The sequence below is a fragment of the Pseudomonas sp. TNT3 genome, assembly GCF_010095445.2.
GTDB lineage: Bacteria > Pseudomonadota > Gammaproteobacteria > Pseudomonadales > Pseudomonadaceae > Aquipseudomonas.
In genome coordinates this window covers 1-25,787 of sequence record NZ_WFGV02000063.1, presented here as the reverse complement: position 1 = coordinate 25,787, position 25,787 = coordinate 1, and the positions used below count along the sequence as shown (strand labels likewise).

Annotated in this window: 26 protein-coding genes; 11 read left to right on the top strand and 15 right to left on the bottom strand. The window is 58.9% G+C overall.

What is annotated here, in order from left to right; translation table 11 throughout:
* Nucleotides 1–217: 217 nt before the first annotated feature.
* Together GBC55_RS25875 and GBC55_RS25870 are read right to left on the bottom strand one after the other, a co-directional pair.
* Entirely contained in the window at nt 218–1,537 is a 1,320-nt protein-coding gene (locus GBC55_RS25875) for an Nramp family divalent metal transporter (protein ID WP_162440330.1), read from the bottom strand.
* Between the two features lie 70 nt (nt 1,538–1,607).
* Nucleotides 1,608–2,132, bottom strand: a complete 525-nt coding sequence (locus GBC55_RS25870; protein ID WP_162440329.1) for a chalcone isomerase family protein — start codon at nt 2,130–2,132, stop codon at nt 1,608–1,610.
* A gap of 163 nt (nt 2,133–2,295) precedes the next feature.
* On the opposite strand from GBC55_RS25870, the gene GBC55_RS25865 reads away from it, so the two are divergent.
* Nucleotides 2,296–3,087, top strand: a complete 792-nt coding sequence (locus GBC55_RS25865; RefSeq protein WP_162440328.1) for a hypothetical protein — start codon at nt 2,296–2,298, stop codon at nt 3,085–3,087.
* Between the two features lie 155 nt (nt 3,088–3,242).
* Complete coding sequence (locus tag GBC55_RS25860) at nt 3,243–3,815, top strand: hypothetical protein (protein ID WP_162440327.1); 573 nt, start codon at nt 3,243–3,245, stop codon at nt 3,813–3,815.
* Nucleotides 3,816–3,818: 3 nt separating this feature from the next.
* Here the strand turns inward: GBC55_RS25860 and GBC55_RS25855 are convergent, their stop codons facing one another.
* From GBC55_RS25855 to GBC55_RS25845, 3 genes are all read right to left on the bottom strand, one after another.
* Complete coding sequence (locus GBC55_RS25855) at nt 3,819–4,535, bottom strand: alpha/beta hydrolase-fold protein (RefSeq protein ID WP_162440326.1); 717 nt, start codon at nt 4,533–4,535, stop codon at nt 3,819–3,821.
* An 81-nt stretch (nt 4,536–4,616) separates the two neighbouring features.
* Complete coding sequence (locus tag GBC55_RS25850) at nt 4,617–5,729, bottom strand: M14 family metallopeptidase (RefSeq protein WP_162440325.1); 1,113 nt, start codon at nt 5,727–5,729, stop codon at nt 4,617–4,619.
* A gap of 195 nt (nt 5,730–5,924) precedes the next feature.
* Complete coding sequence (locus GBC55_RS25845; protein ID WP_162440324.1) at nt 5,925–6,704, bottom strand: ABC transporter substrate-binding protein; 780 nt, start codon at nt 6,702–6,704, stop codon at nt 5,925–5,927.
* A gap of 159 nt (nt 6,705–6,863) precedes the next feature.
* On the opposite strand from GBC55_RS25845, the gene GBC55_RS25840 reads away from it, so the two are divergent.
* The gene (locus GBC55_RS25840) at nt 6,864–7,511 is read left to right on the top strand and encodes a gamma-glutamyl-gamma-aminobutyrate hydrolase family protein (RefSeq protein ID WP_162440323.1); all 648 of its coding nucleotides are present in this window, start codon (nt 6,864–6,866) and stop codon (nt 7,509–7,511) included.
* A 22-nt stretch (nt 7,512–7,533) separates the two neighbouring features.
* Here the strand turns inward: GBC55_RS25840 and GBC55_RS25835 are convergent, their stop codons facing one another.
* A complete protein-coding gene (locus GBC55_RS25835; protein ID WP_162440322.1) occupies nt 7,534–7,968 on the bottom strand; it encodes a rhodanese-like domain-containing protein in 435 nt (144 codons plus the stop codon).
* Nucleotides 7,969–8,069: 101 nt separating this feature from the next.
* Here GBC55_RS25835 and ftrA point away from each other — a divergent pair, with 101 nt between their 5' ends.
* Entirely contained in the window at nt 8,070–9,044 is a 975-nt protein-coding gene (gene ftrA / locus GBC55_RS25830) for a transcriptional regulator FtrA (RefSeq protein WP_162440321.1), read from the top strand.
* Nucleotides 9,045–9,179: 135 nt separating this feature from the next.
* On the opposite strand, the gene cobF is transcribed toward ftrA, so the two are convergent.
* Nucleotides 9,180–9,935, bottom strand: coding sequence for a precorrin-6A synthase (deacetylating) (gene cobF, locus GBC55_RS25825; RefSeq protein ID WP_162440320.1), 756 nt, complete (start codon nt 9,933–9,935; stop codon nt 9,180–9,182).
* A complete protein-coding gene (locus GBC55_RS25820; protein ID WP_162440319.1) occupies nt 9,932–10,507 on the bottom strand; it encodes a histidine phosphatase family protein in 576 nt (191 codons plus the stop codon). Before GBC55_RS25820 ends, cobF begins: the two co-directional genes overlap by 4 nt.
* Nucleotides 10,508–11,063: 556 nt before the next feature.
* Here GBC55_RS25820 and GBC55_RS25815 point away from each other — a divergent pair.
* From GBC55_RS25815 to GBC55_RS25805, 3 genes are all read left to right on the top strand, one after another.
* A complete protein-coding gene (locus tag GBC55_RS25815) occupies nt 11,064–12,080 on the top strand; it encodes an arginine N-succinyltransferase (RefSeq protein ID WP_162440318.1) in 1,017 nt (338 codons plus the stop codon).
* 61 nt (nt 12,081–12,141) lie between these two features.
* Nucleotides 12,142–13,176 carry an arginine N-succinyltransferase gene (gene astA, locus GBC55_RS25810; RefSeq protein ID WP_162440317.1) on the top strand — a complete coding sequence of 345 codons (1,035 nt, stop codon included), beginning with the start codon at nt 12,142–12,144 and terminating at the stop codon, nt 13,174–13,176.
* Between the two features lie 151 nt (nt 13,177–13,327).
* Nucleotides 13,328–14,197: an oxaloacetate decarboxylase gene (locus GBC55_RS25805; protein WP_162440316.1), complete on the top strand. Its 870-nt coding sequence runs from the start codon at nt 13,328–13,330 to the stop codon at nt 14,195–14,197.
* 112 nt (nt 14,198–14,309) lie between these two features.
* Here the strand turns inward: GBC55_RS25805 and GBC55_RS25800 are convergent, their stop codons facing one another.
* The gene (locus GBC55_RS25800; RefSeq protein ID WP_162440315.1) at nt 14,310–15,383 is read right to left on the bottom strand and encodes a diguanylate cyclase; all 1,074 of its coding nucleotides are present in this window, start codon (nt 15,381–15,383) and stop codon (nt 14,310–14,312) included.
* A 193-nt stretch (nt 15,384–15,576) separates the two neighbouring features.
* Here GBC55_RS25800 and GBC55_RS25795 point away from each other — a divergent pair, with 193 nt between their 5' ends.
* The 3 genes from GBC55_RS25795 to GBC55_RS25785 all read left to right on the top strand — a co-directional run bounded on the left by GBC55_RS25795 (nt 15,577) and on the right by GBC55_RS25785 (nt 19,611).
* Entirely contained in the window at nt 15,577–17,031 is a 1,455-nt protein-coding gene (locus GBC55_RS25795) for an NAD(P)/FAD-dependent oxidoreductase (protein WP_162440314.1), read from the top strand.
* A gap of 21 nt (nt 17,032–17,052) precedes the next feature.
* On the top strand, nt 17,053–17,994 hold the full coding sequence (locus tag GBC55_RS25790) for an alpha/beta fold hydrolase (RefSeq protein WP_162440313.1): 942 nt from the start codon (nt 17,053–17,055) through the stop codon (nt 17,992–17,994).
* Between the two features lie 240 nt (nt 17,995–18,234).
* Nucleotides 18,235–19,611, top strand: a complete 1,377-nt coding sequence (locus GBC55_RS25785; protein ID WP_162440312.1) for a VOC family protein — start codon at nt 18,235–18,237, stop codon at nt 19,609–19,611.
* Between the two features lie 610 nt (nt 19,612–20,221).
* On the opposite strand, the gene GBC55_RS25780 is transcribed toward GBC55_RS25785, so the two are convergent.
* On the bottom strand, nt 20,222–20,899 hold the full coding sequence (locus GBC55_RS25780; protein WP_162440311.1) for a type 1 glutamine amidotransferase domain-containing protein: 678 nt from the start codon (nt 20,897–20,899) through the stop codon (nt 20,222–20,224).
* Between the two features lie 409 nt (nt 20,900–21,308).
* On the opposite strand from GBC55_RS25780, the gene GBC55_RS25775 reads away from it, so the two are divergent.
* Nucleotides 21,309–21,824, top strand: a complete 516-nt coding sequence (locus GBC55_RS25775) for an Hcp family type VI secretion system effector (protein WP_162440310.1) — start codon at nt 21,309–21,311, stop codon at nt 21,822–21,824.
* Between the two features lie 351 nt (nt 21,825–22,175).
* Here GBC55_RS25775 and GBC55_RS25770 read toward each other — a convergent pair whose 3' ends face one another.
* The 5 genes from GBC55_RS25770 to GBC55_RS25750 all read right to left on the bottom strand — a co-directional run.
* On the bottom strand, nt 22,176–22,754 hold the full coding sequence (locus GBC55_RS25770; protein WP_162440309.1) for a hypothetical protein: 579 nt from the start codon (nt 22,752–22,754) through the stop codon (nt 22,176–22,178).
* An 87-nt stretch (nt 22,755–22,841) separates the two neighbouring features.
* Entirely contained in the window at nt 22,842–23,009 is a 168-nt protein-coding gene (locus GBC55_RS25765; RefSeq protein ID WP_178114340.1) for a hypothetical protein, read from the bottom strand.
* A gap of 11 nt (nt 23,010–23,020) precedes the next feature.
* Nucleotides 23,021–23,263 (bottom strand): hypothetical protein, encoded by a 243-nt coding sequence (locus tag GBC55_RS25760; RefSeq protein WP_162440308.1) that lies wholly within the window; start codon nt 23,261–23,263, stop codon nt 23,021–23,023.
* 98 nt (nt 23,264–23,361) lie between these two features.
* Complete coding sequence (locus GBC55_RS25755) at nt 23,362–24,426, bottom strand: lipocalin-like domain-containing protein (protein WP_162440307.1); 1,065 nt, start codon at nt 24,424–24,426, stop codon at nt 23,362–23,364.
* Nucleotides 24,416–25,787: FtsX-like permease family protein (locus tag GBC55_RS25750; RefSeq protein WP_247267008.1), on the bottom strand; the 1,372-nt coding region annotated here is incomplete at its 5' end. The genes GBC55_RS25750 and GBC55_RS25755, both read right to left, overlap by 11 nt.

Sequence of the window (25,787 nt, the reverse complement as noted above, 5' to 3'; positions counted from 1 at the left end):
GAAGAACCGCTGCAGCCTGGTAACACCCCCGGTGGCACTGCATTGGCCTGCGAGCTTTTGTGGCGAGGGAGCTTGCTCCCGCTGGAGTGCGTAGCGCTCCCAAAAATCCTCGACAACTGCCTGGACTTTTGGGGTCGCTTCGCAACCCAGCGGGAGCAAGCTCCCTCGCCACAATGAGTCAGCGTCCACTTCAGAAACACCGGGTTCTTTACACGGCTCACACCACAAACTGAAAGATCAACCAGCTATTCGCCCCACTGATCACCCCGAACAACCCCCACGCCAATACCCGCGTCGGCAGTCGATTGACGAAGGGTCCCATCAACCGATGATCATTGGTCATGCGGATCAACGGATACAGCGCAAACGGCAATTGCAGGCTCAACACCACCTGACTCAACACCAATAGCTTGCCAATCGCATCATCCCCCATCAGCCAGACGCCGATGAAGGCCGGGATCAGCGCCAGCCCCCGGGTGATCAACCGTCGTTGCCAGCACGGAATTCTCAGGTTCAGATAACCCTCCATGATCACTTGCCCGGCGATGGTGCCGGTGAAGGTCGAGCTCTGCCCCGAGGCCAGCAAGGCCACGCCAAACAAAACGCTGGCCAGCGCCCCACCGACCAACGGATCAAGCAAGTGATAAGCGTCCTGAATGTCCACCACATCGGAATGCCCGGTCTTGTGAAACGCCGCCGCCGCGAGAATCAAGATGGCGGCATTGACCATCAACGCCAGCGCCAGGGAACCGATGGTATCGATACGCGCCAGCTTCACCGCGTCCTGCTTGCTGGCCAGGTCCTTGCCGATCATCCGGGTTTGCACGATCGAAGTGTGCAGATACAGGTTATGCGGCATCACCGTCGCCCCGAGGATCCCGATGGCCAGGTACAAGGGTGCGGCGTCGCTGATGGCGGACAATGACGGCGTAAAACCCTGGAAGACCTCAGGCCAGTAAGGCTTGATCAGCAACAGCTCCACGAAGAAACACACACCGATGGTGCTCACCAGCACCAGCATGATCGCCTCCAGCCGCCGGAAGCCTCGGTTCTGCAAGGCCAGCACCAACAGCGTGTCGAAGGCCGTCAGGGCAATGCCGACCGTCAGCGAACAGCCCAGTAGCAAGTGAAACGCCAGCGCACAGCCAAGCACTTCAGCGAGGTCGGTGGCGATGATTGAAATTTCCGCCAGCACCCACTGGGTCCGCGCCGTGCGGGTGCTGTAGCGCTCCCGGCACAGCTGTGCCAGATCGCGCCCGGTGGCAATGCCCAGGCGTGAGCACAGGCACTGCACCACCATCCCCGCCAGACTCGCCAGCAGCACCACGAACAACAGGCTGTAGCCAAACCGCGAACCGGCTTCGATCGCCGTCGCCCAGTTGCCCGGGTCCATGTAGCCGATTGAAACCAGCAAGCCGGGACCGGCGAAACGCAGCACACGTTTGAAGAATGAGGCGCGGGGATCGACGGCCACGCTGCCCGCCACTTCCGGCGGGCAGAAGGGTGCAGTGGCGATTTTGGGCAAACTGAATTTCACGCAGTCATCCGTCAACAGGTCAGAGGAGGCAGCTTAAACGTTTCGCTCACTGCGGTGAAAACACTCGCCTCTATCGACCCAATAATTGCTGGCGCAATTCAGGATTCCGGGTGCGCGGGTCCAACCAGATGTTGAAGAAGGCGCGGGCGAATTGCGGGTCTTGCACTTCATGCTGCAACTGCTGGCCCACAAAAAACCGCGCGCCCTGCCCCGGCACATACACGCCCGTGATGCGGGTTCCGGGCTGCACATCGACAAACGACCGTTGCATCTGCGCCTGCCAGCCGGCGAGTTGCTCGCTGCTCACCGCCGAACCGGACAGGCGCTTGATTTCATCGACGCTGGCTTGCACCAGATCGTCTCGGGAAATCTTGCGTTGATAGATCAACTCCAGCGCGAAGGGCTGGTCATCGGATAACGGCTGCGCTGCGCTCCAGAGTCGGGCGTTGTAGACATCGAAACCAAAGACACTGAACTCTCCGGCGCCAATGATCCGCGCACCGGGCACCGCTTCCTGCCAACTGGCCATGGCTTGAGACCCCAACAACATCAACATCCATACGCAGTGGCATAAGGCGGATCGCAGATTGTTCATGGGGGTTTCGATTCTTCGGGGGCCTGTTAAAAACTTATACGCAACAAGACAATTTGTACAATTTTCCACGTCGATGTTTTTGTATACAAAAACAGGCAAACCATAGCGCAATCCATCCCCGACGATGCTAACGTTGGCGCTCACTTGGTTCGGAGGTGCGTGCGTGCTCTTGCTTAAATTGCTGGTGATCCCGGGATTTCTGCTACTGATTTCCCTGGCGGGTAAACGCTGGGGACCGAGCGTGGCCGGGTGGCTATCGGGATTGCCAGTGGTGGTCGGACCGATTCTGTTCTTCCTCGCCATCGAACAGGGTGAGGTGTTTGCCGCCCAGTCAGCGACAGCGGCGTTGTCCGCCATGTTCGCGATGATCGCCTTTTGCGTCACCTACGCCCAGGTCGCACAACGCAAGGGCTGGCCGTGGGCCTTGGTGATTTCATTGCTGGTGTGGGCCTTGGTGGCCGCAGTGCTGTCGCTGATCCCTGCGTCCCTGGTGTTCTCGGTCATCGCCGCCGCCACCGCGCTGTTGGCAGCGCCTTACCTGTTTCCTGCGGTGCAGCCCATCGTGTCCGGGCCTGCGCCAAAGTCCGACAAATTGCTGCTGCGCATGGTCGCCGGTGCCTTGCTGACCCTGGCGGTTACCTTGCTGGCCAGCACCGTGGGCGAACGCTGGAGTGGACTGCTGGCGGTGTTCCCGGTGCTGGGCAGCGTGATGGCGGTGTTCTCCCAGCAAACCCGCGGGCCCGCATTTACTGCCGCGTTGCTGCGCGCCACCGCAACGGGTATGTACTCGTTCGCCGCCTTTTGCCTGGTACTGGCATTGACCCTACCCCGCATGGGATTGAGCGCTTTTGCTGTGAGCGTGGCGGTCTCGGTGTTGATGCTGGGGGTGACTAAACGCTTGCTGGCAAAACCTGCGAGTCTGCCGTCAACACGTTCGGTTAAATCGAACAGTTAGCGCAACAAGCCCGCCCGTCGCAATCGGTTCTCACAGAACCAGGCGGACTGACTCACAGCACCAGGGCACTACCGCCCGTTACCCCGCGCTGGAATGCCTCATGGCCTCCATGGGATGATCGCCCGCATTGCGCGACCATCCCATGGAGATTTTGAATGTCACTGTTGAGTAAGAAAGCCGTTGTCCTGTTGCTGATGGCGGTTGCCAGCCTCGGGGCTTTGAATGCGCAAGCGGCCAAGGCCACGGCTAAAGACACGGCGCCCAGCCAGAAAGTCTCCATGCTGGGTGGCAAGTTTACCTTCACCCTGCCTAAGGGTTTCATCGCCAACCCGCTGCCCGCCAGCTCCACCGGCGCAAGCGGCACCATGTACTCCAACGAGACCACCAAAACCGTGATCATCACGGCTGAAAACAGCTTGCCCGAGGGCGTCAAGGTCAAGGACAACGATGGCGAGTTTCTCGACGGCACGGCGGCCGACTTCGACGTGGCACAGCGCAAAGCACTGCCTGACTACAACAAGTTGAGCGAAAAAAGCCTGACGCTGAAAAAGACCGGGCTAGGGCTGCGCCAGATCGACAGTACCGCCACACGCGGTGGCGGCCAGACCCTCAACACCACGCTGATGGCAGCATCAGGCAGCCACATGGCCTTGGTTCAGGTCATTTCCCGTCCCGGCGATATGGCCGCCCATGAAACGTTGATCAAGCAGATGGTCAGCGGCAAGTAACACTCAGGGATTGAGGCGCTGTAACCAGGCGCTGAGGTCCTGCATCTCCACGGCACTGATGGAATGACCCACGCCTTCGTAGGCATGAAACTCAGGTTTGAGGGACAGGCTTTGCAACAGGCTGTTGGCGTCGGTGCCGTCCTTGAACGGCAGGCGCGTGTCGGCCGTGCCATGTCCAATGAAAATCCCCAGGTTCTGGCGCTTTTCATCCTGTTTCAGTTCGGACTTGAGTACCGGCAGAATTCGCCCGCTCAAGGCTGCGATCCCGCCGACAGCCTCGGGATGCCGCAACGCCACTTCGTAGGACATGATCGCGCCCTGACTGAAACCCACCAGGTACACCTTGTTCGGTTGAGTGTGGTACTTCTTCGCGGCTTGCGCGATGAAATCCAGCAACACTTGGCCGCTGGTTTTCAGGTCATCCGTCTCGCCGTTGTAGGCGCCTTTGCCTTTCTGGCGAAACCACTGATAACTGCCCTCTTCCATCACGATCGGCGCCCGTACCGACAGGTAGGTGTAGGTGGCAGGCAACTCGTTCTTGATACCGAACAGGTCTTGCTCGTTGCTGCCATAACCGTGGAGGAAAATCACCAGCGGCTGATCACGGGAATCGGGCTGGGTCTGCTCCAGGTATTTGAGCGGCAGGTCGGTTTGCAGCGGGGTTTGAGCGTGGACAGCGGCCGACGCGAGGAGCGTCAGCAGAGCGAGAAACTTCAACATAAACCTTCCTTCACATGTGCAGGATTCGAGGTTGAGCCTAACAAAAACGACGCTCCTACAGGGCACCAACAGGTCAGTTCATCAATCGTTGATGAGCTTCCCTACCCGAATCGGCTCGCGCCCCGCCACCTTCGCCTGCCACGTGCCCGGCTGGGTATAGCGTCCACGATCTATGGCAAACAACACCCCGCTGGTCCCGGCGCGTACCGTGGTCACCCGGTCATTCAACGGGTCGACCACTTCGAACAGGGCGTCCCCCTGCTCCACCCATTCGCCGGCCTCACGCAGGAAGCTGACGACCCCATGATGCGGGGCAAACAGGTGCTCGGTGCCTTCGAAGGGCATGCCCTCGCAGCATTCATCCGGTGCCGGCGACCAGTCTCCCTTGATGAAACCCTGCTCGGCGAGGAACCCGAGAATCGCCTCGGCATTGGCCTGGGCCTGATCGACGCGGGTATCGCCCATGCTGCCCAGCTCCAGCGTCGTCGCCAGGTTGGCCGGGGGAATGGCGGCCTCGGGATAGGCGCGCGCCAGGCGCAGCCACGGCGATGAACAGGATTCATCGAACGAGCTGCCACCGGAATCCTCGCAGAGCAACGCGACACCGGCCTTCAGGCGCGCGGCCAACGACTTCCAGTGTGGCCAGTGTTGCGGCAACGCATAGAGATGAATCGCTGCGTCGAAGTCGCAGTGCAGATCCAGCGTGATGTCGGCGTCACAGGCGTGGCGCAGTAGCAATCGGTGCATGGCCTCCAATTGCGAGGCGGGTGCCGGCAAGGTGTCGAGTACCTGGCCCATGGCCTGGCGAATCAGCGTGATGTTAGCGAGTGCATCGTCGCCCAGGCGATCACCAATCAACGTGGCCACCGGTGCACTGAGCTCGACGAACGAGCGGTTGAAGTTTTTGCCGCTGCCCAGCTCGAAGCGGCCCATGTGACTGCCTTGCAGGTGCTGATCGAGCCCGATCGGATTGGCCACCGGCACCAGTTCGATCACACCCTGCAGCTGCCCTTGGGCTTCGAGTTCAGCCAGGCGTTTTTTCAGTTCCCAGGCGGTGCGCATGCCCGGTAACTCGTCAGCGTGCAGGCTGGCCTGGATGTAGACCTTGCGAGTGCCCGCGCCGTAACGGAACACGCTGAGTGTGCGCTCGGTCCCCAGGTGGCTCCAGGGCAGTGGATGGTCGATGCGTTGCATGGGGGAGCTCCCGTAAAAGTGGCGCTGAAATCACCTGTGGGAGCAAGGCTTGCCGGCGAAGGCGTCGGTACACTCAATATGAATGGCGCCTGACACGATGCCTTCGCGGGCAAGCCTTGCTCCCACAGGTTTCTCATATCTAATGAAAAAAAAATGGCAACCCTGTCAGCGGTTGCCATTTTTTAAACGAATCGTTTACTCGCCGTAAACGTCAAAATTGAAGTACTTGTCCTGCACTTGCTTGTACTTGCCGTTGGCACGGATCTCAGTGATGGCGGTGTTGAATTTGTCCGCCAGCTCCTTGTCACCCTTGCGCACAGCGATACCGGCACCGCCACCGAAGTACTTGGCGTCTTCATAGGTCGGTCCGACAAACGCGAAACCCTTGCCGGCGTCGGTTTTCAGGAAACCGTCGTCGAGGTTGACCGAATCGGCCAGCATGGCGTCGAGGCGACCGGAGACCATATCAAGGTTGGCTTCCTGCTGGGAGCTGTAACGAACCAGGATGATACCGGCCGGTTGCAGCACTTCAGTGGCGAAGCGGTCGTGGGTACTGGCACGCAACACGCCAACTTTCTTGCCTTTGAGTTCGGTCAGCGGGTCCTTGACGTCGGTGCCTTCCTTCATGACGAAACGCGCGGGTGTGTGGTAGTACTTGATGGTGAAATCAACGTTTTTCTTGCGGTCGTCAGTGATGGTCATGGACGACAGGATGGCGTCGATTTTCTTGACCTTCAGCGCCGGGATCAAGCCATCGAACTCTTGTTCGACCCAGGTACATTTGACTTTCATCTGCTCGCACAGGGCATCGCCGATGTCCACGTCGAAACCGGTGAGCTTGCCGTCAGGGGTTTTCATCGAGAATGGCGGGTAACCGGCTTCGATCCCGATACGGATCGGCTTGGCGTCATCAGCCACAGCGGTCAGGGACAGCATCGACAGTGCCAGAGCACCGAACATCACTAGCTTCTTCATTTATAACTCCTGTATGCGGAGGCTTTTATTGGCAGCGTTCGATTGGTAGCTTTCGGGCGTCAGCGTTATAGGCGGCGACCGAAGTGGCCGGCAGTCTAGAGCGGCTGCAGAGCAGCAAATTGTGTTTAGGCGACAAATACTTATAAAAAGGTGGCAGGCATGAGCAGCGAGAAGACGACGTTGAATGTGATTCAACACCACAGTGCTGAAGGCCCCGGTGCGATTGCTCATTGGGCGCAGGCTCGTGGGTTGTCGCTGACGGTCTTTCGCGCTTATCTGGGCGAGTTGCCGCCGATGAGCGCTGAGCCAGTCGTCCTGCTGGGCGGGCCTTATGAATCGAACGCCGGGCCGGCGTGGCTGGAAGCCGAACGTCAGTGGCTGGCAGGCATTCTGGAGCGCGGGGCTCCGGTGTTCGCCATCTGCCTGGGGGCGCAGCTGCTGGCGTTGGGTCTTGGCGGGAACATCCGGCGCATGGACAGCCCGGAAACGGGCTGGACCACTGTCACATTCACTGATGGCCAGGCATTGAGCATGCTGGAGTGGCACGAAGACGCAATCAACCTGCCGCCGCAGGCGCAATGCCTTGCTCGCAGTGATCGCTGTGAACAGCAGATGTACAGCGTCGGGCCGACCCGGGTGGGACTGCAGTTTCATCCCGAGTGGAATGCCGAGTCGGTGGCGACGCTGAATGAATTCTTCGCCGAGGAATCACCGCTGCCACGAGGGCAGCCGGACAGCGCGGCGTACGCAAAGGTTTTTGCTTGGCTGCAGGTGACGCTGGATGCGTGGTGGGAGGCTTGCGTTTGAAGGGGCGATCTTTTCGGTTACTTCAACATTCGCAGCCAATCACCGTATTGACGGAACGTTGCACTGCTCCACTCAACTCAAACCCCTCATCCAGCCAACCGGTCACCCCGCCGATCATCTCCTTGACCGGATAATCCAGCGCCGCCAGTTTTACCGCTGCCTTGTTCGCGCCATTGCAGTGGGGGCCGGCGCAATAGACAACGAACAGGGTCGATTTCGGCCAGGCCGCCAACGCGTCAGCGGTCAGCAGCCGCCCCGGGATGTTAATCGCGCCCGGCACATGACCCCGGTCAAACGCCATCGGGCCTCGTACGTCCACCAGGACAAAATCCACATCGCCTGCCTGTTGGCTGCTGAAGACGTCGGAACAATCGGTTTCGAAGGTCAGACGGCTGCTGAAATGCATCAGGGCAATGGCCGAGGGCGCGGCAGGAATCTCACGGACAAGACTGGTCATGGGCTGTACTCCAGAGTGTTTTTGGGTGTGAGACCACTTTATCGGCCTGACGCTTGGAGCTAAAGTGGCGCACAAGACACTCACCGGGAACTTTCCGCCAAATGCAACGAACCCCTGGATTGGTCGCGATTCTGGCCTATGACGGCCTCTGCACCTTCGAATTCGGCATCGCCGTGGAGATCTTCGGCCTGGACCGACCCGAGTTCGAATTCCCCTGGTACGGGCACCGGATTGTCGCGGTCGATCAAGGCCCGATGCGCGCCATGGGCGGCATTCAGGTGCTGGCGGATGGCGGCATGGAACTGCTCGATGAAGCCCGGACCATCATCATTCCCGGCTGGCGCGACCGCAGTGCCCCCGTGCCTGAAGCCTTGCTCAACGGCCTGCGTCGAGCCCATGCGCGGGGTGCGCGGTTGCTGTCGATATGCTCTGGGGTTTTCGTGCTGGCGGCGACCGGATTGCTCGATGGTCACCGCGCCACGACGCATTGGCGCTACACCACGGAACTGGCGGAGCGATTTCCCAACATCCTGGTCGATGCGCAGGTGCTGTACGTCGACTCGGGTCAGTTGATCACCTCAGCCGGCAGCGCCGCCGGCATCGACGCCTGCCTGCACCTGGTGGCCAGGGATTTCGGCACCCAGGTCGCCAATTCGGTGGCACGTCGCCTGGTCATGTCGCCACAACGCACCGGCGGGCAGGCGCAATTCATTCCTTCACCGGTCAGTCCTACGCCGCGCAGCGACCTGTCCCGCGTCATGCAATGGTCCCGGGAACGCTTGCATCAACCACTGGAGGTGCGCGATATGGCCAGTGAGGCGGCCATGAGCGAACGAACGTTCTTGCGGCGGTTCACTGAAGCCACCGGCCTGCCCCCCAAAGCCTGGCTGCAGCATGAGCGCCTGGGGCGTGCGCGGGAATTACTGGAGAGCACGAATCAGAACACCGAGCAGATCGCCATGGGGTGTGGTTATCGATCGGTGGAAACTTTTCGGGTGGCCTTTCGCAGTGTGGTCGGCGTGCCGCCGTCGGTGTATCGGGAGCGGTTTGGGCGCGAGGTCAAGTTGGAGGTTTGAGGTGTGCTTTGACGGCCTCATCGCGAGCAGGCTCACTCCTACATGGAAAGGTGGTGTACACAAAATCTGCGAACTACTTAAATCACTGTAGGAGCGAGCCTGCTCGCGATGACGCCAGCTCAGTCACCACACATCTCAAGGCTTACGCAATAAATAGGTATCCATGATCCAGCCATTGGCCATTCGGGCAGCTTTGCGCACACGCTCGATCTCCTGCGCCACGTCCTTGAGCTTGCCACTGATAAGCATTTCATCCGGCGTCCCCAGGTAAGCGCCCCAATAAATCTCGGTCTCCGGATCAGCCACCTGATGGTAGGCATCTTGCGCATCGAGCATCACCACCAGGCTGTCGGCATCGCTCACCTGCCCCGCTGCCAGACGGCGCCCGGTGGTGATCTCAATCGACCGCCCGATCCGATTCAACGGCACCTTGTGCTGCGCTGCCAACGCCTGAACGCTGGTGATGCCGGGAATCACTTCAAAATCGAATACACAAACGCCTGATGCCAGGATTGCCTGCAAAATCCGCACAGTGCTGTCGTACAACGCCGGATCGCCCCACACCAGAAAACCGGCACACTCGTTGTCGGACATTTCCTCGTTGATCAGCCGTTCGAACGTGCGCTGCTTGGCCAGATTCAGATCATCGACGCTGGTCGTGTAGTCCACATCACCGCGCTCGCGCTCCGGGCTGTGGGCTTCGATGAAGCGATAGGCGTGATCGGTGATGTAGCGCTCGCAGATCTCGCGGCGCAGTTCGATCAGCTTGTCTTTGCTTTCCCCCTTGTCCATGAGGAAAAACACGTCGACAAGGTTGAGCGCCTTTACCGCCTGCATCGTGATGTAGTCGGGGTTGCCCGCACCGATGCCGATCACCAGAAGCTTTTTCATCGTTTTGCGTCCTCTATAACCGTCTCTGGCAAGCGCAGTCGCCAGCGCCCGTTGTAGCGAAGTTCGGTGGACGACAGCGGTTCAACATCGATCTGATTAAACGCCGAACAGTTCAAGACATGGGTCAGCGCGGCGCGAATGACAAAGGGATGGGTGAATGCCACGACGTGCCCGGCGGTTGCCTCAAGGGTCGTCAACCAGGCGGCGACTCGCTCAAGAAGTTGTGCAACCGACTCGCCGCCATGGGGTGCACAAGCCGGGTCAGCCAGCCAGGCCTCGAGGGCCTCGGGTTCTGACTGCTGCAAGTCATCGATCTGCGCCCCGCTCCATCGGCCGAAATCGCAATCGCGCAATGCCTCGGCAACCTCGACATCATTGGCGTAAAACTCAGCAGTTTGCCGGGTGCGCAATTCCGGTCCACACAGAAAGCGTGGCGCTTTTTTGAAAAAGGCAGCGCGCGAACCCTCTGCCGACTGCCATTTTATTTCCACAGGCTCATTTGTAGGAAAACGCCCTAATTTTTGTGCGACGGTTCGGGCGTGGCAAATCAAAGTCAAACGGGTCGCCTGCACAAAAAATCACTCGATCAAAAGGTTCGGAGCACGGCAACAGGCCGTGGATGATTGCTTAATTGTGCCGTATCCCACGCCAACGGGAGCATTTCGTTTGCGCGGCTTTCATTAATTAACGCGTAGAAAAAGGCATTGTCTTACACCAATTTTGGAAAGGGCCTACACACAGTAGCGTCATTCTTGTAGCCCTTGGCATACGGGCTTTTCGCCTTATTCAAGGCGTTGAAACGCCTGGCAAAAATTCACTAGACAGGCACCCTGGCTTCCATAAATACTGATTTCGCGAAAGCAGAAAACACAGGAAAAATATCCAGCAGAAGCACGGACGCTCTGTCTAACCGCCCTGAATGATCACCTTCGATAACCCAGTGTTTGCCCGATGACACAGCAGGTGTTCAACGCGTCATCGTAATACCGTTCAACACTAAAAAGCTGACACAGAAGAAGAGCGGCACCTGAACACACATCAGGGTACCGCCCGAGCAATGCGTGGAAACCGACAGTGATAGTCAGGTTGGGTGCGTGCCACCGAACCCTTTGATACAGGAGTACGTCCATGCTGGTCTTACGCCCGGTCGAGTTAACCGACCTGCCCCAGTTACAGCGACTTGCCCGCGAAAGCCTGGTGGGTGTCACGTCCTTGCCGGACGACGCTGAACGCTTGCGCCAGAGGGTACTCGACTCTTGTGCCTCGTTTGAAAAAGACGTTGAAGATCATGGCCCGGAGAATTATTTCTTCGTCCTGGAAGATCTGACGTGCCAGCGCCTGGTGGGCTGTTCGGAAATCCTGGCCACTGCCGGCTACAACGAGCCCTTCTACAGCCTGCGCAACCGTCACTACACCAGTGCCTCGCGTGAACTCAATATCGAGCATGACGTACCCACACTGTCGCTGTGTCATGACCTGAGCGGCCATACCTTGTTGCGGGGTTTTCATATTGACGCCGAGTGGGTTCGGTCGCCGTTTTCCGAACTGCTGTCCCGGGCTCGACTGTTGTTTATCGGTGCTCACTCAAGCCGTTTTGCCAACACAGTAATCACGGAGATTGTCGGTTTCAGCAACGATGAAGGCGGGTCGCCGTTCTGGGACGCAGTCGGCAAGCATTTCTTCGACCTGCCCTATGCCGAGGCGGAAAAGCTGTGCGGTTTGAACAGCCGGACGTTCCTTGCGGAGCTGATGCCCCACTACCCGATTTACCTGCCGATGTTGCCCGAGACGGCACGCGACTGCGTCGGACGCATCCATCCCGATGGCCAGGAAGCCTTCGATATCCTCGAGCGTGAGGGGTTCGATACCTGTCAGTACGTCGACCTGTTTGACGGCGGTCCTACCTTGCAAGCCCGGCTTTGCGACATCCGCTCCATCGCCCAAAGTCATATCGCCACGGTAAAAACCGGGTCCTCCATTGATGCCCGTGGCCGCTATCTGGTGAGCAACGATTTACTTAAGGGCTATCGGGCGATTGTCGCCGAACTGGACGTCAACCCTGGGCAACCAGTGGTACTTGACGCCAGGATGCGCGCTGCCTTGAACGTGAGCGAAGGCAGCCGGATACGGTTGATCACCCTTTGACGAGCGCCCGACAACGTTTCCCACGACTGCGCCCGGGCAGTCGCGAAGAAGGAGCTTCAACATGCTAGTCCGTCCGGTCAGTGTTACCGACCTGCCTGCGTTGCTCGCGCTGGTGCGCGAAGCCGGTCCCGGGTTCACCACCCTGCCAGCCAATGAAGAACAACTGTTCCACCGGGTGCGCTGGGCGCAACGCACGTTCGCCGAACAAGTCGAACGTGCCGATGCCGATTACCTGTTCGTGCTCGAAGACGACGATCAACAGGTTGTCGGAATAAGTGCCCTGACGGGAGCGGTCGGTATGCGCGAGCCCTGGTACAACTATCGCGTCGGCGTCACCGTCAGTTCTGCACCGGACCTGGGCATCCAGCGTCAGATTCCCACGCTGTTTCTGAACAATGAAATGACCGGGCAATCGGAGCTGTGTTCGCTGTTCCTGCGCCTGGATCATCGCTGGGGCAATAACGGACGATTGCTGTCATTGGGGCGTCTGCTGTTTGTGGCTGAATTCACGCACCTGTTCGGCGACAAACTGATCGCTGAACTGCGCGGTAGTGCCGATGAGCATGGCTGCTCGCCGTTTTGGGACAGCCTGGGCAGGCATTTTTTCAAGAAGGATTTCAGTCAGGCCGACCATCTGGCCGGATCGGGCAGCAAATCATTCATCGCGGAACTGATGCCCCGCCAGCCCCTCTACACCTGTTTGCTCACCGAACAGGCACAGGCCGTGATCGGCAAAGCCCACCCCAATACAGCGCCGGCGTTGAAGATTCTTGAGGCCGAGGGATTTGCGCACAAGGGGTACATCGATATCTTCGACGGTGGTCCGATCATCGAGGCGCCGATGACGAACATCCGCACCGTGCGCGACAGCGAACCGCTGATCCTGGCCATCGGCACGCCAGATAACCGGGCGCAGGTCTGGTTGATCCATAATCGTCGCATGGAGAACTGCCGTATCACTGCAGCCCCAGCGTGGCAGGATGGCAACAGCCTGATCGTCGACCGACAGACCGCCAAGCGCCTGCAACTGCAGCCCGGGGACTCGATAAGAGCCATACCGCTGGTCAACCGACAACTGAAGGCTGTGGCGGCGTAATCACCGCCGCCTTCGCCACAGAAACCGCCTTGCGTCAGTCCTTCTGCAAATTCGTCATCATTTCCCCTTCGTCCCCGTGATAGCCTTTTGTTTCTTCGGCGTTGACACTTTTGCTCAAGCCCTTCCATTCCATTCCATTGGTGGAACTCTTATGTCCAGGCTATCTCATCAAGATTTGCGCCGTAATTTTCGCGAGCTGTTCGCTGCCAATACCTGCTATCACACCGCGTCGGTCTTTGACCCGATGTCAGCACGCATTGCCGCGGACCTGGGTTTTGAAGTGGGCATTCTCGGCGGTTCGGTCGCGTCACTGCAGGTGCTGGGCGCCCCAGACTTTGCCTTGATTACCCTCAGCGAGTTTGCTGAGCAAGCCACGCGCATCGGCCGTGTCGCCCAATTGCCGGTGATCGCCGACGCCGACCATGGCTACGGTAACGCGCTGAACGTCATGCGCACCATCGTCGAACTCGAACGTGCAGGCATTGCCGCGCTGACGATTGAAGACACCCTCCTGCCCGCGCAGTTCGGGCGCAAGTCCACCGATTTGATCACGGTTGCCGAGGGCGTCGGCAAGATCCGCGCGGCGCTGGAAGCCCGGGTTGATTCGGAGATGGCGATCGTCGCTCGAACCAACGCAGGGATCCTGCCGGTCCAGGAAATCATCAGCCGTACCCAGCAGTACCAGCGCGCCGGGGCGGACGGGATCTGCATGGTCGGCGTTCGGGATTTCGAGCATCTCGAGCAGCTTGCCGAGCACCTGACCGTACCCTTGATGCTGGTGACCTACGGCAACCCGCTGCTGCGCGACGATAAACGCCTCGCCGAACTCGGCGTGCGGGTCACCATCGACGGCCACGGAGCGTATTTCGCGGCCATCAAAGCGACGTACGACAGTCTGCGGGAACAACGGCAGATGTTTACCCAGGCCTCGGACCTGAGCGCCACCGAACTGACGCACACCTACACGCAGCCCGAGGAATACATTCGCTGGGCGGAAGAGTTCATGAGCGTCAAGGAATAACGCGTCAGCGGTCGGGGCCATGCATGCCCCGGCCCTGTAGGAGCTGTCGAGTGAAACGAGGCTGCGATCTTTTGATCTTGCAATGCCCTACGGCAGCCAGCCTGTTCGTACCCTATACCGAATCCAGCAACTCATGATGAGGCCGGCTATCGCTGCTGCAAATCACGCGGTTGCGGCCGGTGGTCTTGGCTTCATACAGCGCATGGTCGGCGTCGTTAAGCCACAGGGTGGCATCGGCATGGCCCGGATCGAATGCGGCAATTCCGATGCTCAGGCTGACCTTCAACGCCGGATTCTGCTCGTAGCCCAGCGTGGCAAAGCGATCCCGTAGCGAATCCATGGCGGCCGCCGCGCTGCTCAGGGGCAGGTCCGGCAGAATGACGCAGAACTCATCGCCGCCGTAACGCCCGGCCAGATCGGCGGCTCGCAGGTTTTGTCTGAGCATCTTGCTCAACTGCCGCAGGACGATGTCCCCGGCGACATGGCCGTACGTGTCATTGATGGTTTTGAAGTGATCGATGTCGATCAGCGCGATTGCACCCCCCCTACGCTGACGTTGGCAACGCTGAAACTCGATCTCCAGTTGATCTTTCCAGGCCCCGTGATTGAGCAGGCCGGTCAGGCTGTCGGTACGGCTCAAGGCCAGCAATTCACGCTTGTGTTGACCGAGTGTGTAGGCCTGGCGAAAACAGATCCAGCCCAGTGCCAGCGGATAAAAACACAGCAAAGGCAAACAGGCATACAGCTGAAATTGACTGGTTTCAGGAATGAAAGCCGGGGCAAATATCAGCAGGCCGACGCCGACGCCCAGGATCTGCGCGACCGTAGCCACCTGCAAAAACCGCAACCCGCCGATCGCGACGTTGTTCATGGCCATCATGGAAATGGTCACGGCACTGGGCAGTGGATTGAACTGCATGGCCGCCACCCAGAAGCCGCCGAAAAAGGCATCGACCAGTAGATTGCGGTATTCGGCGTGGTAGGGAACCGGCGCCCGACGCGCCCATTGGTAAGCCAGATGAGGCCACACAACGGCATTGAGCAGCATCACCACCCAGACCCAAGGGGCCGGGTTGAGGGGATGCATCGCCGCGCCAACGCACAAAAGGCCAAGTGCCAAACCCAGGGTTCGCGACGTGTAGAGCCTCCTTGCCAATGAAAGTCCCTTGACTCGCGCTTTTTCCATAGAGGCCTCTAAGCCACTGAACGAAACCTGATGACACCGGGGATGCGTGTGTGCTCGGAGTCTATCAGGGTAACGTTAAATAGCCATCACCGGCCGGCGGCCAAACGAGATCGCTTCAGGCGCAAGAGGTGGTCTATATATGAGGGATGGTTTCATAAGGGATAGTTTCGTTCGATCTCGATAAAGGAGGCTCATGCAGACTTTCCAGGTGCTGATCATCGGCAGTGGATTTGGCGGCCAGTGCGCGGCAATCAATTTGCTCAAAACCGGTATCGACGATTTCCGTCTGCTGGAACGGCGGGACTTTTTCGGCGGCACCTGGTGCCAGAATACCTATCCCGGCGCGGCGGTGGACGTCCCTTCGCCGTTGTATTCCCTGTCTTTCGCGCCTTTTCGCTGGACACAAATGTTCGCCGGCCAGGCCGAGCTGCACCGCTACACCCAGCATGTCGTGGAGCACTTCGGCCTGCGGGAAAAGGTGGAACTGGAAACGAACGTCGAACGCATCGAATGGGACGAACCCAACAAACGCTGGGCGGTACACACCGGCAACAAAGGCATTTTTTATGCGCAATTTGTGATCAATGCGACGGGGCCGCTCAGCCAACCGGTGGTCCCGCACTTCGAAGGCCAGGAGCGCTTCAAGGGCAAGACTTTTCACACCAACAGCTGGGATCACACCTACGACTACCGGCATAAACGCGTGGCCATCGTCGGCAGCGGCGCCAGCGCCGCGCAAGTCATTCCGGTGATCGCACCGGACGTTGAGCACTTGCATGTGTTCCAGCGCACACCGCACTGGGTGTTGCCCCGCGCCGACCGTACGTTCGGCCGTTTCCAGCGCTGGCTGCTCGGGTTGAAACCGGCCTACACGCTGCTGCGCTGGATGATCTACTGGCAGTTCGAAACAAGGGTGATTGCGTTCAAATACTCCAAACCGGCGATTCGGCTGGTGCAGCAACACGCCCTGCGCTTTCTCAAGCGACAGGTACCCGACCCCGAGCTGCGCCGCAAACTGACCCCGGACTACGCCATCGGCTGCAAGCGAATCATCGTCTCCAGCACTTTGTATCCGGCACTCGGGCGCAGCAACGTGACGCTGCACAGCCGGGAAAACGGCATCTCCAGCATCGATGAAACCGGCATCACCACCGAAGACGGTCAGCACATCGACGTTGACCTGATCGTCTGGTCCACCGGCTACGACGCCACCGACGGGGTGATTTCCTACCCGGTCAGCGGAAAAAACGGCACGCAACTGAAGGACGTCTGGGCTCAATACCCCCGCGCCTATCTGGGCACCAGCCTGCCGGACTTCCCCAATCTGTTCATCGTCACCGGCCCCAACACCGGGATCGGCCACACCTCGGCGCTGTTCATTATCGAATCGCAGATGAATTACATCCTCGACTGCATTCTTACGTTAAAAAATCGGGGTTTGCGCAGCATCGAAGTGCGCCCCGACGCGGAACGCACCTACACTGAAATGATCCACAGAGAAATGGAGCGCACGGTGTGGAAATCCGGAGGCTGCCACAGTTGGTATCACAGCCGGAGCGGGCATGTGATAGCCATGTTTCCGGGATTCAGTTTCAGCTATCACCGGCTGACCCGGGCACTGAAACCCGCCGACCATATCCTCTCCTGATCCGATAAAAGGAAGACACTGATGCTTCTATTGGTTGTCGCAATTGCCGTTTTCATCGCATGGAGCTGGTTGAGCTACCCCGCAATCGGCTACGTGCTTTATGACTTGAGCGTCACCATCGAAGCCAGGCTATATCGACTCCACAAGATCGTCGTACCGATCAGCGAAATGACCGTATCGACCTGGCAAGGTGGCCCCTACGAAGCCACCAGCAGCGTGTTGATGCTCCACGGTTACAGCGCCGACAAGAACCTGTGGTTACGCTTCGCCCGACATTTTGTCGGCAGCCACCGGGTGATCATTCCAGACATCGCCGGCCACGGTGAAACCGGCTTCAAGGCCGGTGGCGGTTATGACATTGCGCTCCAGGCCAAACGCATGATCCAGTTGCTCGATGTGTGCGGGGTCGAGAAAGTCCATGTGATCGGCAATTCCATGGGCGGCTACATCGCCGCCTGGCTCGCCGCCACCTACCCCGACCGAATCGCTTCGGTCGCCCTCATCGATCCCGCCGGCGTCACGGCTCCCGAAATCAGTGACCTGGAACGGCAGCTGTCCAAGGGACACAACCCGTTCCTGATCAACTCCCGGGAAGAGTTCCGGCATTTCTACGCCATGACCATGGCCAACCCACCTTGGGTACCCGGCGTGGTGCTGGACGCCATCGCCCAGCGCTACGAACAGTCTCGCGATGAACTCGAAGAAATCTTCAAAGACTTTCGCGCCAGCCCGCCGATGGAACCACGACTTCCCGACATCAAATGCCCGGCGCTGCTGGTGTGGGGGCGCAAAGACCGTCTGATCGATGTCAGCAGCGTGGCCATCTGGAGTAAAGGCATCGTAGATCTGCGGGTGGAAATTCTCGAAGGCGTCGGCCATATGCCCATGGTCGAAGAGCCGGCCTACACGGCGCGTCTGTATGGAGAATTCCTGGCCGCCCACCGCTCGCACCTTCCGGTGTAATCGGGACTGCACGGTCGGCTCCAATCCCTGTAGCAGCTGCCGAAGGCTGCGTCCGACTGCGGTGTGGCGAGGGGAGCATGGTGTATGCGAGTTGCTACAGGGATTGGAGCCAGGCGCGCAATCAGGCTGGGCAAGCAGTCCTTGGCAGAATGAAGTCCGTAAGATTCTTCGTTTGTCGGCGTCGCTGAAGGCTGCGATCTTTTCTCCATCCTTTTCGTCACCGCGCCAGGAAATTTCTTCATGAGCCACCCCAGCTTCGTCAGCCCCGACCTGATCCGCCAACGCTTCTCCAAAGCGATGTCCGACATGTACCGCGAAGAAGTGCCACTGTACGGCGCGTTGATGGCATTGGTGGAGCAAACGAACCGCCACGTGCTGGAAACCGATCCGCAGGTGGCCAGCCAATTGAACAGCACCGGCGAGATCCAGCGTCTGGACCTGGAGCGCCATGGAGCGATCCGCGTCGGCACGGCCAACGAACTGGCCACCCTCGCCCGCTTGTTTGCGGTCATGGGCATGCAACCGGTCGGTTACTACGACCTGACCCCGGCTGGCGTACCAGTGCATTCCACGGCGTTCCGCGCGGTGCATGAAACGGCGTTGCAGGTGAGCCCGTTTCGAGTGTTCACCTCACTGCTGCGCCTGGAGCTGATCGAAGACCTGGAACTGCGTGCCTTCGCGCAATCGGTATTGGATCAGCGTTCGATCTTCACCCCGGCAGCGCTGAACCTCATCGATCGCGCGGAACGCGATGGCGGCCTCACCGAATCGGATGCCCGGCACTTCGTCGAACAGGCACTTGAAACCTTCCGCTGGCACCACAGCGCCACCGTTTCCGCCGAGCAGTACCGCAAACTCAGCGCCCAACATCGCTTGATCGCCGACGTGGTGGCATTCAAAGGCCCCCACATCAACCACCTGACACCGCGAACCCTGGACATCGATATCGTCCAGGCGCAAATGCCTGCCCACGGCATCACCCCCAAAGCAGTCATCGAAGGCCCGCCTCGCCGGCAGTGCCCGATCCTGCTGCGTCAGACCAGTTTCAAAGCCCTGGACGAGCCTATCGCCTTCACCGATCAAACCAGCACCCACGGCAGTCACAGCGCCCGCTTCGGTGAAATCGAGCAACGCGGCGCCGCCCTGACCCCCAAAGGCAGGGCGCTGTATGACCGTTTGCTCAACGCCGCCCGGGATGAACTCGACGACTTCCCCAACGAAGGCAACGCTGCACGCTACAACGCACTCATGACACAACACTTCGCCGAATTCCCCGACACCCTTGAAGGCATGCGCCAACAGGAACTGGCGTACTTTCGCTACTTCGTCACGGAAAAAGGAAGGGCAACCTCGGACCTGAAATCCCTGGCGCTGGACGAGCTGCTTGATGAAGGTTTTTTTCAGGTAGAACCGTTGGTGTATGAAGACTTCCTGCCCGTCAGTGCCGCGGGGATTTTCCAGTCGAACCTCGGCGATGCCGCGCAAAGCCACTACGGCGAACACTCGAACAGACAAGCGTTCGAACAAGCCCTGGGGCGCTCGACCATTGATGAATTAGGCTTGTACGCCGAGACACAGCGACGTTCGATTGAGCAGTGTTTTGAAGCGCTGGGCTGAACAGGTAAACGAGATTTTTTGCATTTGATCTTGATCTTGATCTTGATCTTCTTGCCCCATGGGAAGGCCGAGCGCAGGTTCTGCGCAGTGGGCAACCCGGCATGGATGCCGGGTTAGCCGCGCACGGCCATGGATGGCCGATCGCGGCGGGCCCACGAAGCAGGACCGGAGCGAGGGTATGCCGAGCCCAGGCGAGGCACCGGACGAAAGGGGCAAGAGCGTTTGGTTACTTGGCGCCGGGCGGCGTTCCGTTCTTCAAAGTGACTCGCTGTAAGAGCGAAACCAATAGCAGCCACGACCGTAGAAATGGATATGTACACCAGCAAGAATCTCACCGCCGATCAGGCCGTCATCGCCGGCAAGCCAGCTCCCACAGTTTGATACGGGTGCATCAGTGGAATACTCGTCGGCTATGAGGCCGCGATCGCCGGCAGGCCAGTTCCCATAGTTTGATCCGGGAGCGTCAGGGAAATACTTGTCGGCTGTCAGGGCGCCATCGCGAGCAGGCTTTGCTCCTACAGTAACCAGGATCTGTAAGTCGTCCTCGCTACACGCCAGCCCCTGCGTTTGCAATTCATGCAGGAGCTGTCGCAGGCCGCGATCTTTTGATCTACTTCAACTTAGCCAACAACGCCGCAGCCACCGCCTCCGAAGACGCCGGATTCTGCCCGGTCAGCAGCAAACCATCAGTCACCACATAACTCGCCCAATCATCACCCTTCGAATAAATCCCGCCATTGGCCTTGAGCACATCCTCCACCAGAAACGGCACCACATTCGTCAACTGCACCGCCTCCTCCTCACTGTTGGTAAACCCTGTCACGCGCTTGCCTTTAACCAGCGGCTGCCCATCCTCACCCTTCACATGACGCAACACACCCGGCGCATGACAGACCGCCGCAACCGGTTTACCCGCCGCGTAAAACGCCTCGATCAGCGCGATGGAAACCTTGTCTTCCGCCAGATCCCACAACGGACCATGGCCGCCCGGATAGAAAACCCCATCGTAGTCTTCAGCTCGCACACTGCTGAGCAATGCCGTCGAGGCCAAGGCCGACTGCGCCGCAGAATCTTTGCGGAAGCGCTCGGTGGCCGCCGTTTGCGCATCTGGCTCATCACTTTTAGGGTCCAGTGGCGGCTGACCACCCTTGGGCGAAACAAGGGTCAGCTGGGCACCGGCGTCCTTGAACGCGTAGTAAGGCGCGGCGAATTCCTCCAGCCAGAAGCCGGTCTTCTTGCCCGTGTCACCCAATTGATCGTGGGACGTTAGAACCATCAGGATTTTCATGTCGTGCACACTCCAGGTCAGGGCTATTCGAATGCGCGAAGGCGCGGTTTGCCTTTTCATTGACCACAGGGAATGTCGGTTCGTTGCAGCCGGCTTCGGCGTCCAAGCCGTCAAACCTGGCGAGCAAGCCATTGCGCACTCGTCTGCACAATAAACCTGCTGTTTTGCTGATCATGGCGTACGAAGCGTCCTTCAGAAGTATGTGCAAGGTTTGACGGGCGTTCGCGCAGGTTTCTGCACGTCTTCGCTTGAGAACATCATGAACAATCACTACAGAGAATTATAAAAACATATATCTATTTGATTTATATAAATTTTTTAATATTGGCACAGCGCTTGTTAACTGTTTTCCGCCCTCCGGCAAGTATCGGCTTGAGGCACCACCACTCAGTTAGTAAGGAAAGCACCCATGGCTACACCCGCATACATGTCCATCATTGGCGAGACGCAGGGCAAGATTACCGAAGGTACTTTTACCCCTCAGTCCGTTGGCAACAGCTACCAGGAGGGTCACGAAGACGAGTTCATGGTTCAAGCCTTCAGCCATGAAGTCACCATTCCGCGAGATCCCCAGTCCGGCCAGCCAACCGGTCCGCGGGTTCACTTGCCGCTCATGATTACAAAAGTATTCGACAAATGCTCCCCGCTACTCCTTCAAGCCCTCACCACCGGCGAGAAACTGACTTCTATAACAATCAAGTGGTACCGCACCACGAGCAGCAAACCAGAGCACTACTACACCACTACCCTTGAAGATGCGGTCATCGTTCATATCAAAGACTATATGCACAACTGCCAGGACCCTTCGAATTCGCACTTCACTCATCTGGAGGACGTGCATTTCGCCTATCGAAAAATTACCTGGACGCATGAGGTCTGCGGCACTTCGGGTTCGGATGACTGGCGTAAAGTGAAACAAGACTGAAGACAAACCATTTGTTTGCTTCTGCTCTTTTATTTTTCAACAAAAAAGGGCGACCCTGTGGTCGCCCTTTTTCTTGTAAAGCCTTATATCAGGTGCCCGCCCAGTATGATGACCTCGGCAATCCATGCACTGGTAAAGAGTCATGACACTGGGCGAACGGGTGAATTTTAATTGAAGCCGGCGACAATGTCCGTGTTTAAGAAGATGAAATTTATCGACACAATGTTTAATAAAATGTCACCCAAAATATTATCCCGACACACTTTTAAAACTCACCGGTTCGATCATCAGAATTGATTGTGTTTGACGAACTCTCGCCAAACACAATCCATCCTGTATGTATCGGCCAACTCAACGAGTCGTGGTGACTTTCAAGACATCCGTATAGGTAACGACCACACTTTGCCCAACTTTCAAATCCTTCAGTTTTGCCTGTACTTCAGGTCGCACGACATCCACAGTTTTAGATTCCCCCGCCGGCCCCTTGAGGGTCACCTTGTTGTTTTTGACATCAATCTTGGTGATTTGCAGCTGAACCTGAACCTGGCGGTACGCTTCGCCCCCCGGATTCGGGTTGTCCTTGGTGGCGCGATTTACACCCTCTCGCTCAAGTGAACCTGGCAAGCCCTTATCAACGTCAGTGTCCAGGTAGGCGGCGACAGAGCGTACAACCGCAATGTTGACTTTATCGCCGGGCTTGAGATTACCCAGGTCCTTGGCCTGGTCCGTCAGCTGCACATGGACTTGATGACCTTGAGGACCTTCAAGCACAACCTGGTGATTAGGGGCGTCAACTGACACCACTTTGGTATCAACCTGGTCGGCAATCACAACTTCGGACAGCGGGATGTCTGCAGCCAAGGCGCTGAAGCTGGCAGCAGACATAAGCGTTGCAAGGGTCATGGCTTTGGCGAGTGCGTGAAGTTTCATAAGTCATACTTTCCCTGTGGATTGGAGGCAACAAACGGCGCTGACTCTGCGTCCAGCGCCGTTTGTGTTCCTCAGCATAGACGCTGATCAGGGAGTGTTCGCAGTTTCTTGCGCGGTGGATTCGCCACTGGTCGTGCCCTTGCCGCTTTCCTCTCGTCGCTTCGGATCCGTTGGACGCAAGGCGTCGTTGTCGCGCTCGACTTCTCCGGGTGGACGCGGTTCGTCAGGGTGTTCGTCTTTCGATATCGGTTTCATCGCCTGTCTCCTCAAGCCTCGGGATCGTCGACTTCCTCGGCCACATTCACCTCGGGCGAGTCCTTGTGGGACTGCTCTGCCTGCTTCTTCAAACCCTGCCACTGCTCAAGGTCAATGGCACCCTGCCCCAACAAGTCATCCGCAATGCGCAGCAGGTCGCTGTAATGGGCGTCGGGGGATTGCTGCCAATAGGCCTTGTCCTCGAACAGCCGTTGCCATGAATCGAGGTCGGGTAACTTGAGATCGTCGCTCATGAAGGGTTTCCTGCCGGGTATTCGTTCGGTAGAGGGTTGCGGTGGACTGGAGTTCAAAAGATCAGCCAGGCGCAGGCGTAACGGGCGACGTGTCGACTTCAATACCCGGTCATCTCCAGATACCCCTGTCCGCCCTGGCTACCGCTCAACCGCACCGGTCCTTCCCAATAGGGAATACGCAGGTCCATCCACGCATCGGAATTGAGCGCCGTGAGGGAAATGTCGAAGTTTTTTCCGGGTATCCTGATCGACCAGCGCACCGGCATTGACCGTCCGGCAACGGTGGCGGTGTCTTGCGGCGTAAGGCTGATATCGCTGGTGTGCAACGGTTGTGTGCGGCCTTGAGCATCGATCCAGGTACCGGTGACGTAGGGTTCTCCATCCCGCTGACGCATGCGATAGAGCATGACGTGTTCGCCGCTGTCGAGGTGCAGGGAGAACCAGTCCCAGCCCGTCTGATTGGCGGTCAAGGGTTGGCTGCTCCATTCACGATCCAGCCACGCCGGGCCGCTGACCTGATAGCGTTTGCCATCGATTTGCAGTGTTCCGCTGGCCTGGAAAAACGGCTGGCTATAGTAGTACGACGCTTGTCCCTGTTCGGATTTCTGGCTGAAACCCTGATCACCCTGCAGCACCAACGGCCCGGTGGACGTCAGCCGCAGTTGATAGCCGAAGCCCTTGTCCTGCGCGCTCAGTTGCAGGTCGGTCAGCGTATCAGGCCCCTGGCTGCTGAAGCGCCAGTCATCGATCCAGGCAGAGAACGGCGCCTGAATGACACCCGCCTGGCCGACACCACCGCGCGCATAACGCTCGGCCGCGTGATGAGCCGTCGCCGATGTCACCGCTGCATGCCCCAGCCAGATCACTTGACTGGCCCACCCCGCCGCCGTCGGACCGGCATTCAACGCACTGCGAAACAGTGTCCACTGCACACCGAACTCACGCCCCTGATCGTCCTTGAGGTTGGCGGTGACGTACCACCATTCGATCCGAAACCCGTCATGTGGACCGTGATCCGCCGGAAAGCTGAAAACGCGGCCAGGCACCACAGTCGAAAAAGCAGCGGCGCTACCCCCCAGCCCCGCAAAGCCCTTCTCCACCGGCACCGAATTGTCGCAGCCACTCAATACCATCAGCAGCAGCACCGCGAGCCTAATCTTCATGAGCAAACGTCCTCAGCAGATCCGCCGGTTGCGTGCGATACAACGAATACAACGGCCATGCCGATGCAAGCAACGTCGCCAGCAACGCCAGCCCCATCAACTGCAACAGCTGCAATGGAAACACCCGCAAAGGTAAACGCCAGCCAAACGCCTGAACGTTGATGACCGTGTCCAGGCACCACGCCAGCGCTATCCCCAAAGGCAACGCCAGCACCAGCGTCAACACCGCCAGCAGCCAGGTCTGCCCGAGATTGAGCAGCATCAATTGGCGTCGCGTTACACCCAGCGCCCACAGGGGAGCGAGTTGCCCGAGGCGACTCTGGCTCTGGGTCAGCAGGCTGATGAACAAGGCCACCCCGGCGACGGCCAGGGTCAGGCTATTAAGCGCCGCCGTCGCCGCAAACGTCCGCTCGAAGACCTGGGTAGACCAGCCCTTGAGCCGGGCCTGATCGACGATGCGACTGTCATCCATGGCAAAGCGTGCCTGGAGCGCGGTTAAAAACGTCGGGATCGAGGCCGGTTCGATGCGCAGGTTGAACCGGTTGGGCGTGAGCTGCGGCCAGCCGCGCAGCAAGTGATCGACGTTGACCAGCAGGTGGCCCTTGGGGTTGCCATAGTCGGCGTAGATTCCGACGATACGCGGCGACCACTGACCGCTTGGCGTCGCAATCGTCAAGTGATCGCCAAGCCGCACCTTTAACCGCCGCGCAAGCTGTTCGCTGAGCATCAGCGCGTCATCACTGGCCAGGCGCCCCCAGGGATCGTCGCCCAAGGACTCCAGCAGCGGCCAATGCTGACGATAGGTCGGGTGATCAATCACGCCGAAAACATCTGCCGGCCAGCCCTGCAACTGAACCGAAACCTGCCAGTTCGGCAATACCACGCTGACCTGTGGCTGGTGTTTGAGCCAGCTCTGCAGCTCCCTGGCCTGGGCCGGGCTTTGCGGGTTCAGGTACAGCTCGGCGGTGAGCCGTTGTTCCAGCCAATCACTGAATGTCTCGCGAAAACCGGCGGTCATGCTGCCCGCGCCGATGTTCGCCGCCAGCGCCAGCAGTAACGCCATCAGCGCCAGGCTGAGGGCCGGCAGTTGCTGACGGCAGTCGGCGAGAAACCACTGACCGAGCACCGAACGACTGCGGCGCAATGCGCCATTCAAGACCGCATTGAGTACCACCGGCAGTGCCAGCGCGGCGCCGATCAACAGCGTTCCCATCAACACGAAACCGGCGGCCAGGCTGTCACCGAAGATCAACGCCAGCAGCGCGATCACCAGAGCCGTGGCGGCCACCCAGGCCTGGCGCCGCAACCACCGTGCATGCGCCTGGTGCCAGGCTTGCGGATCGGCCAACGCCAACAACGGT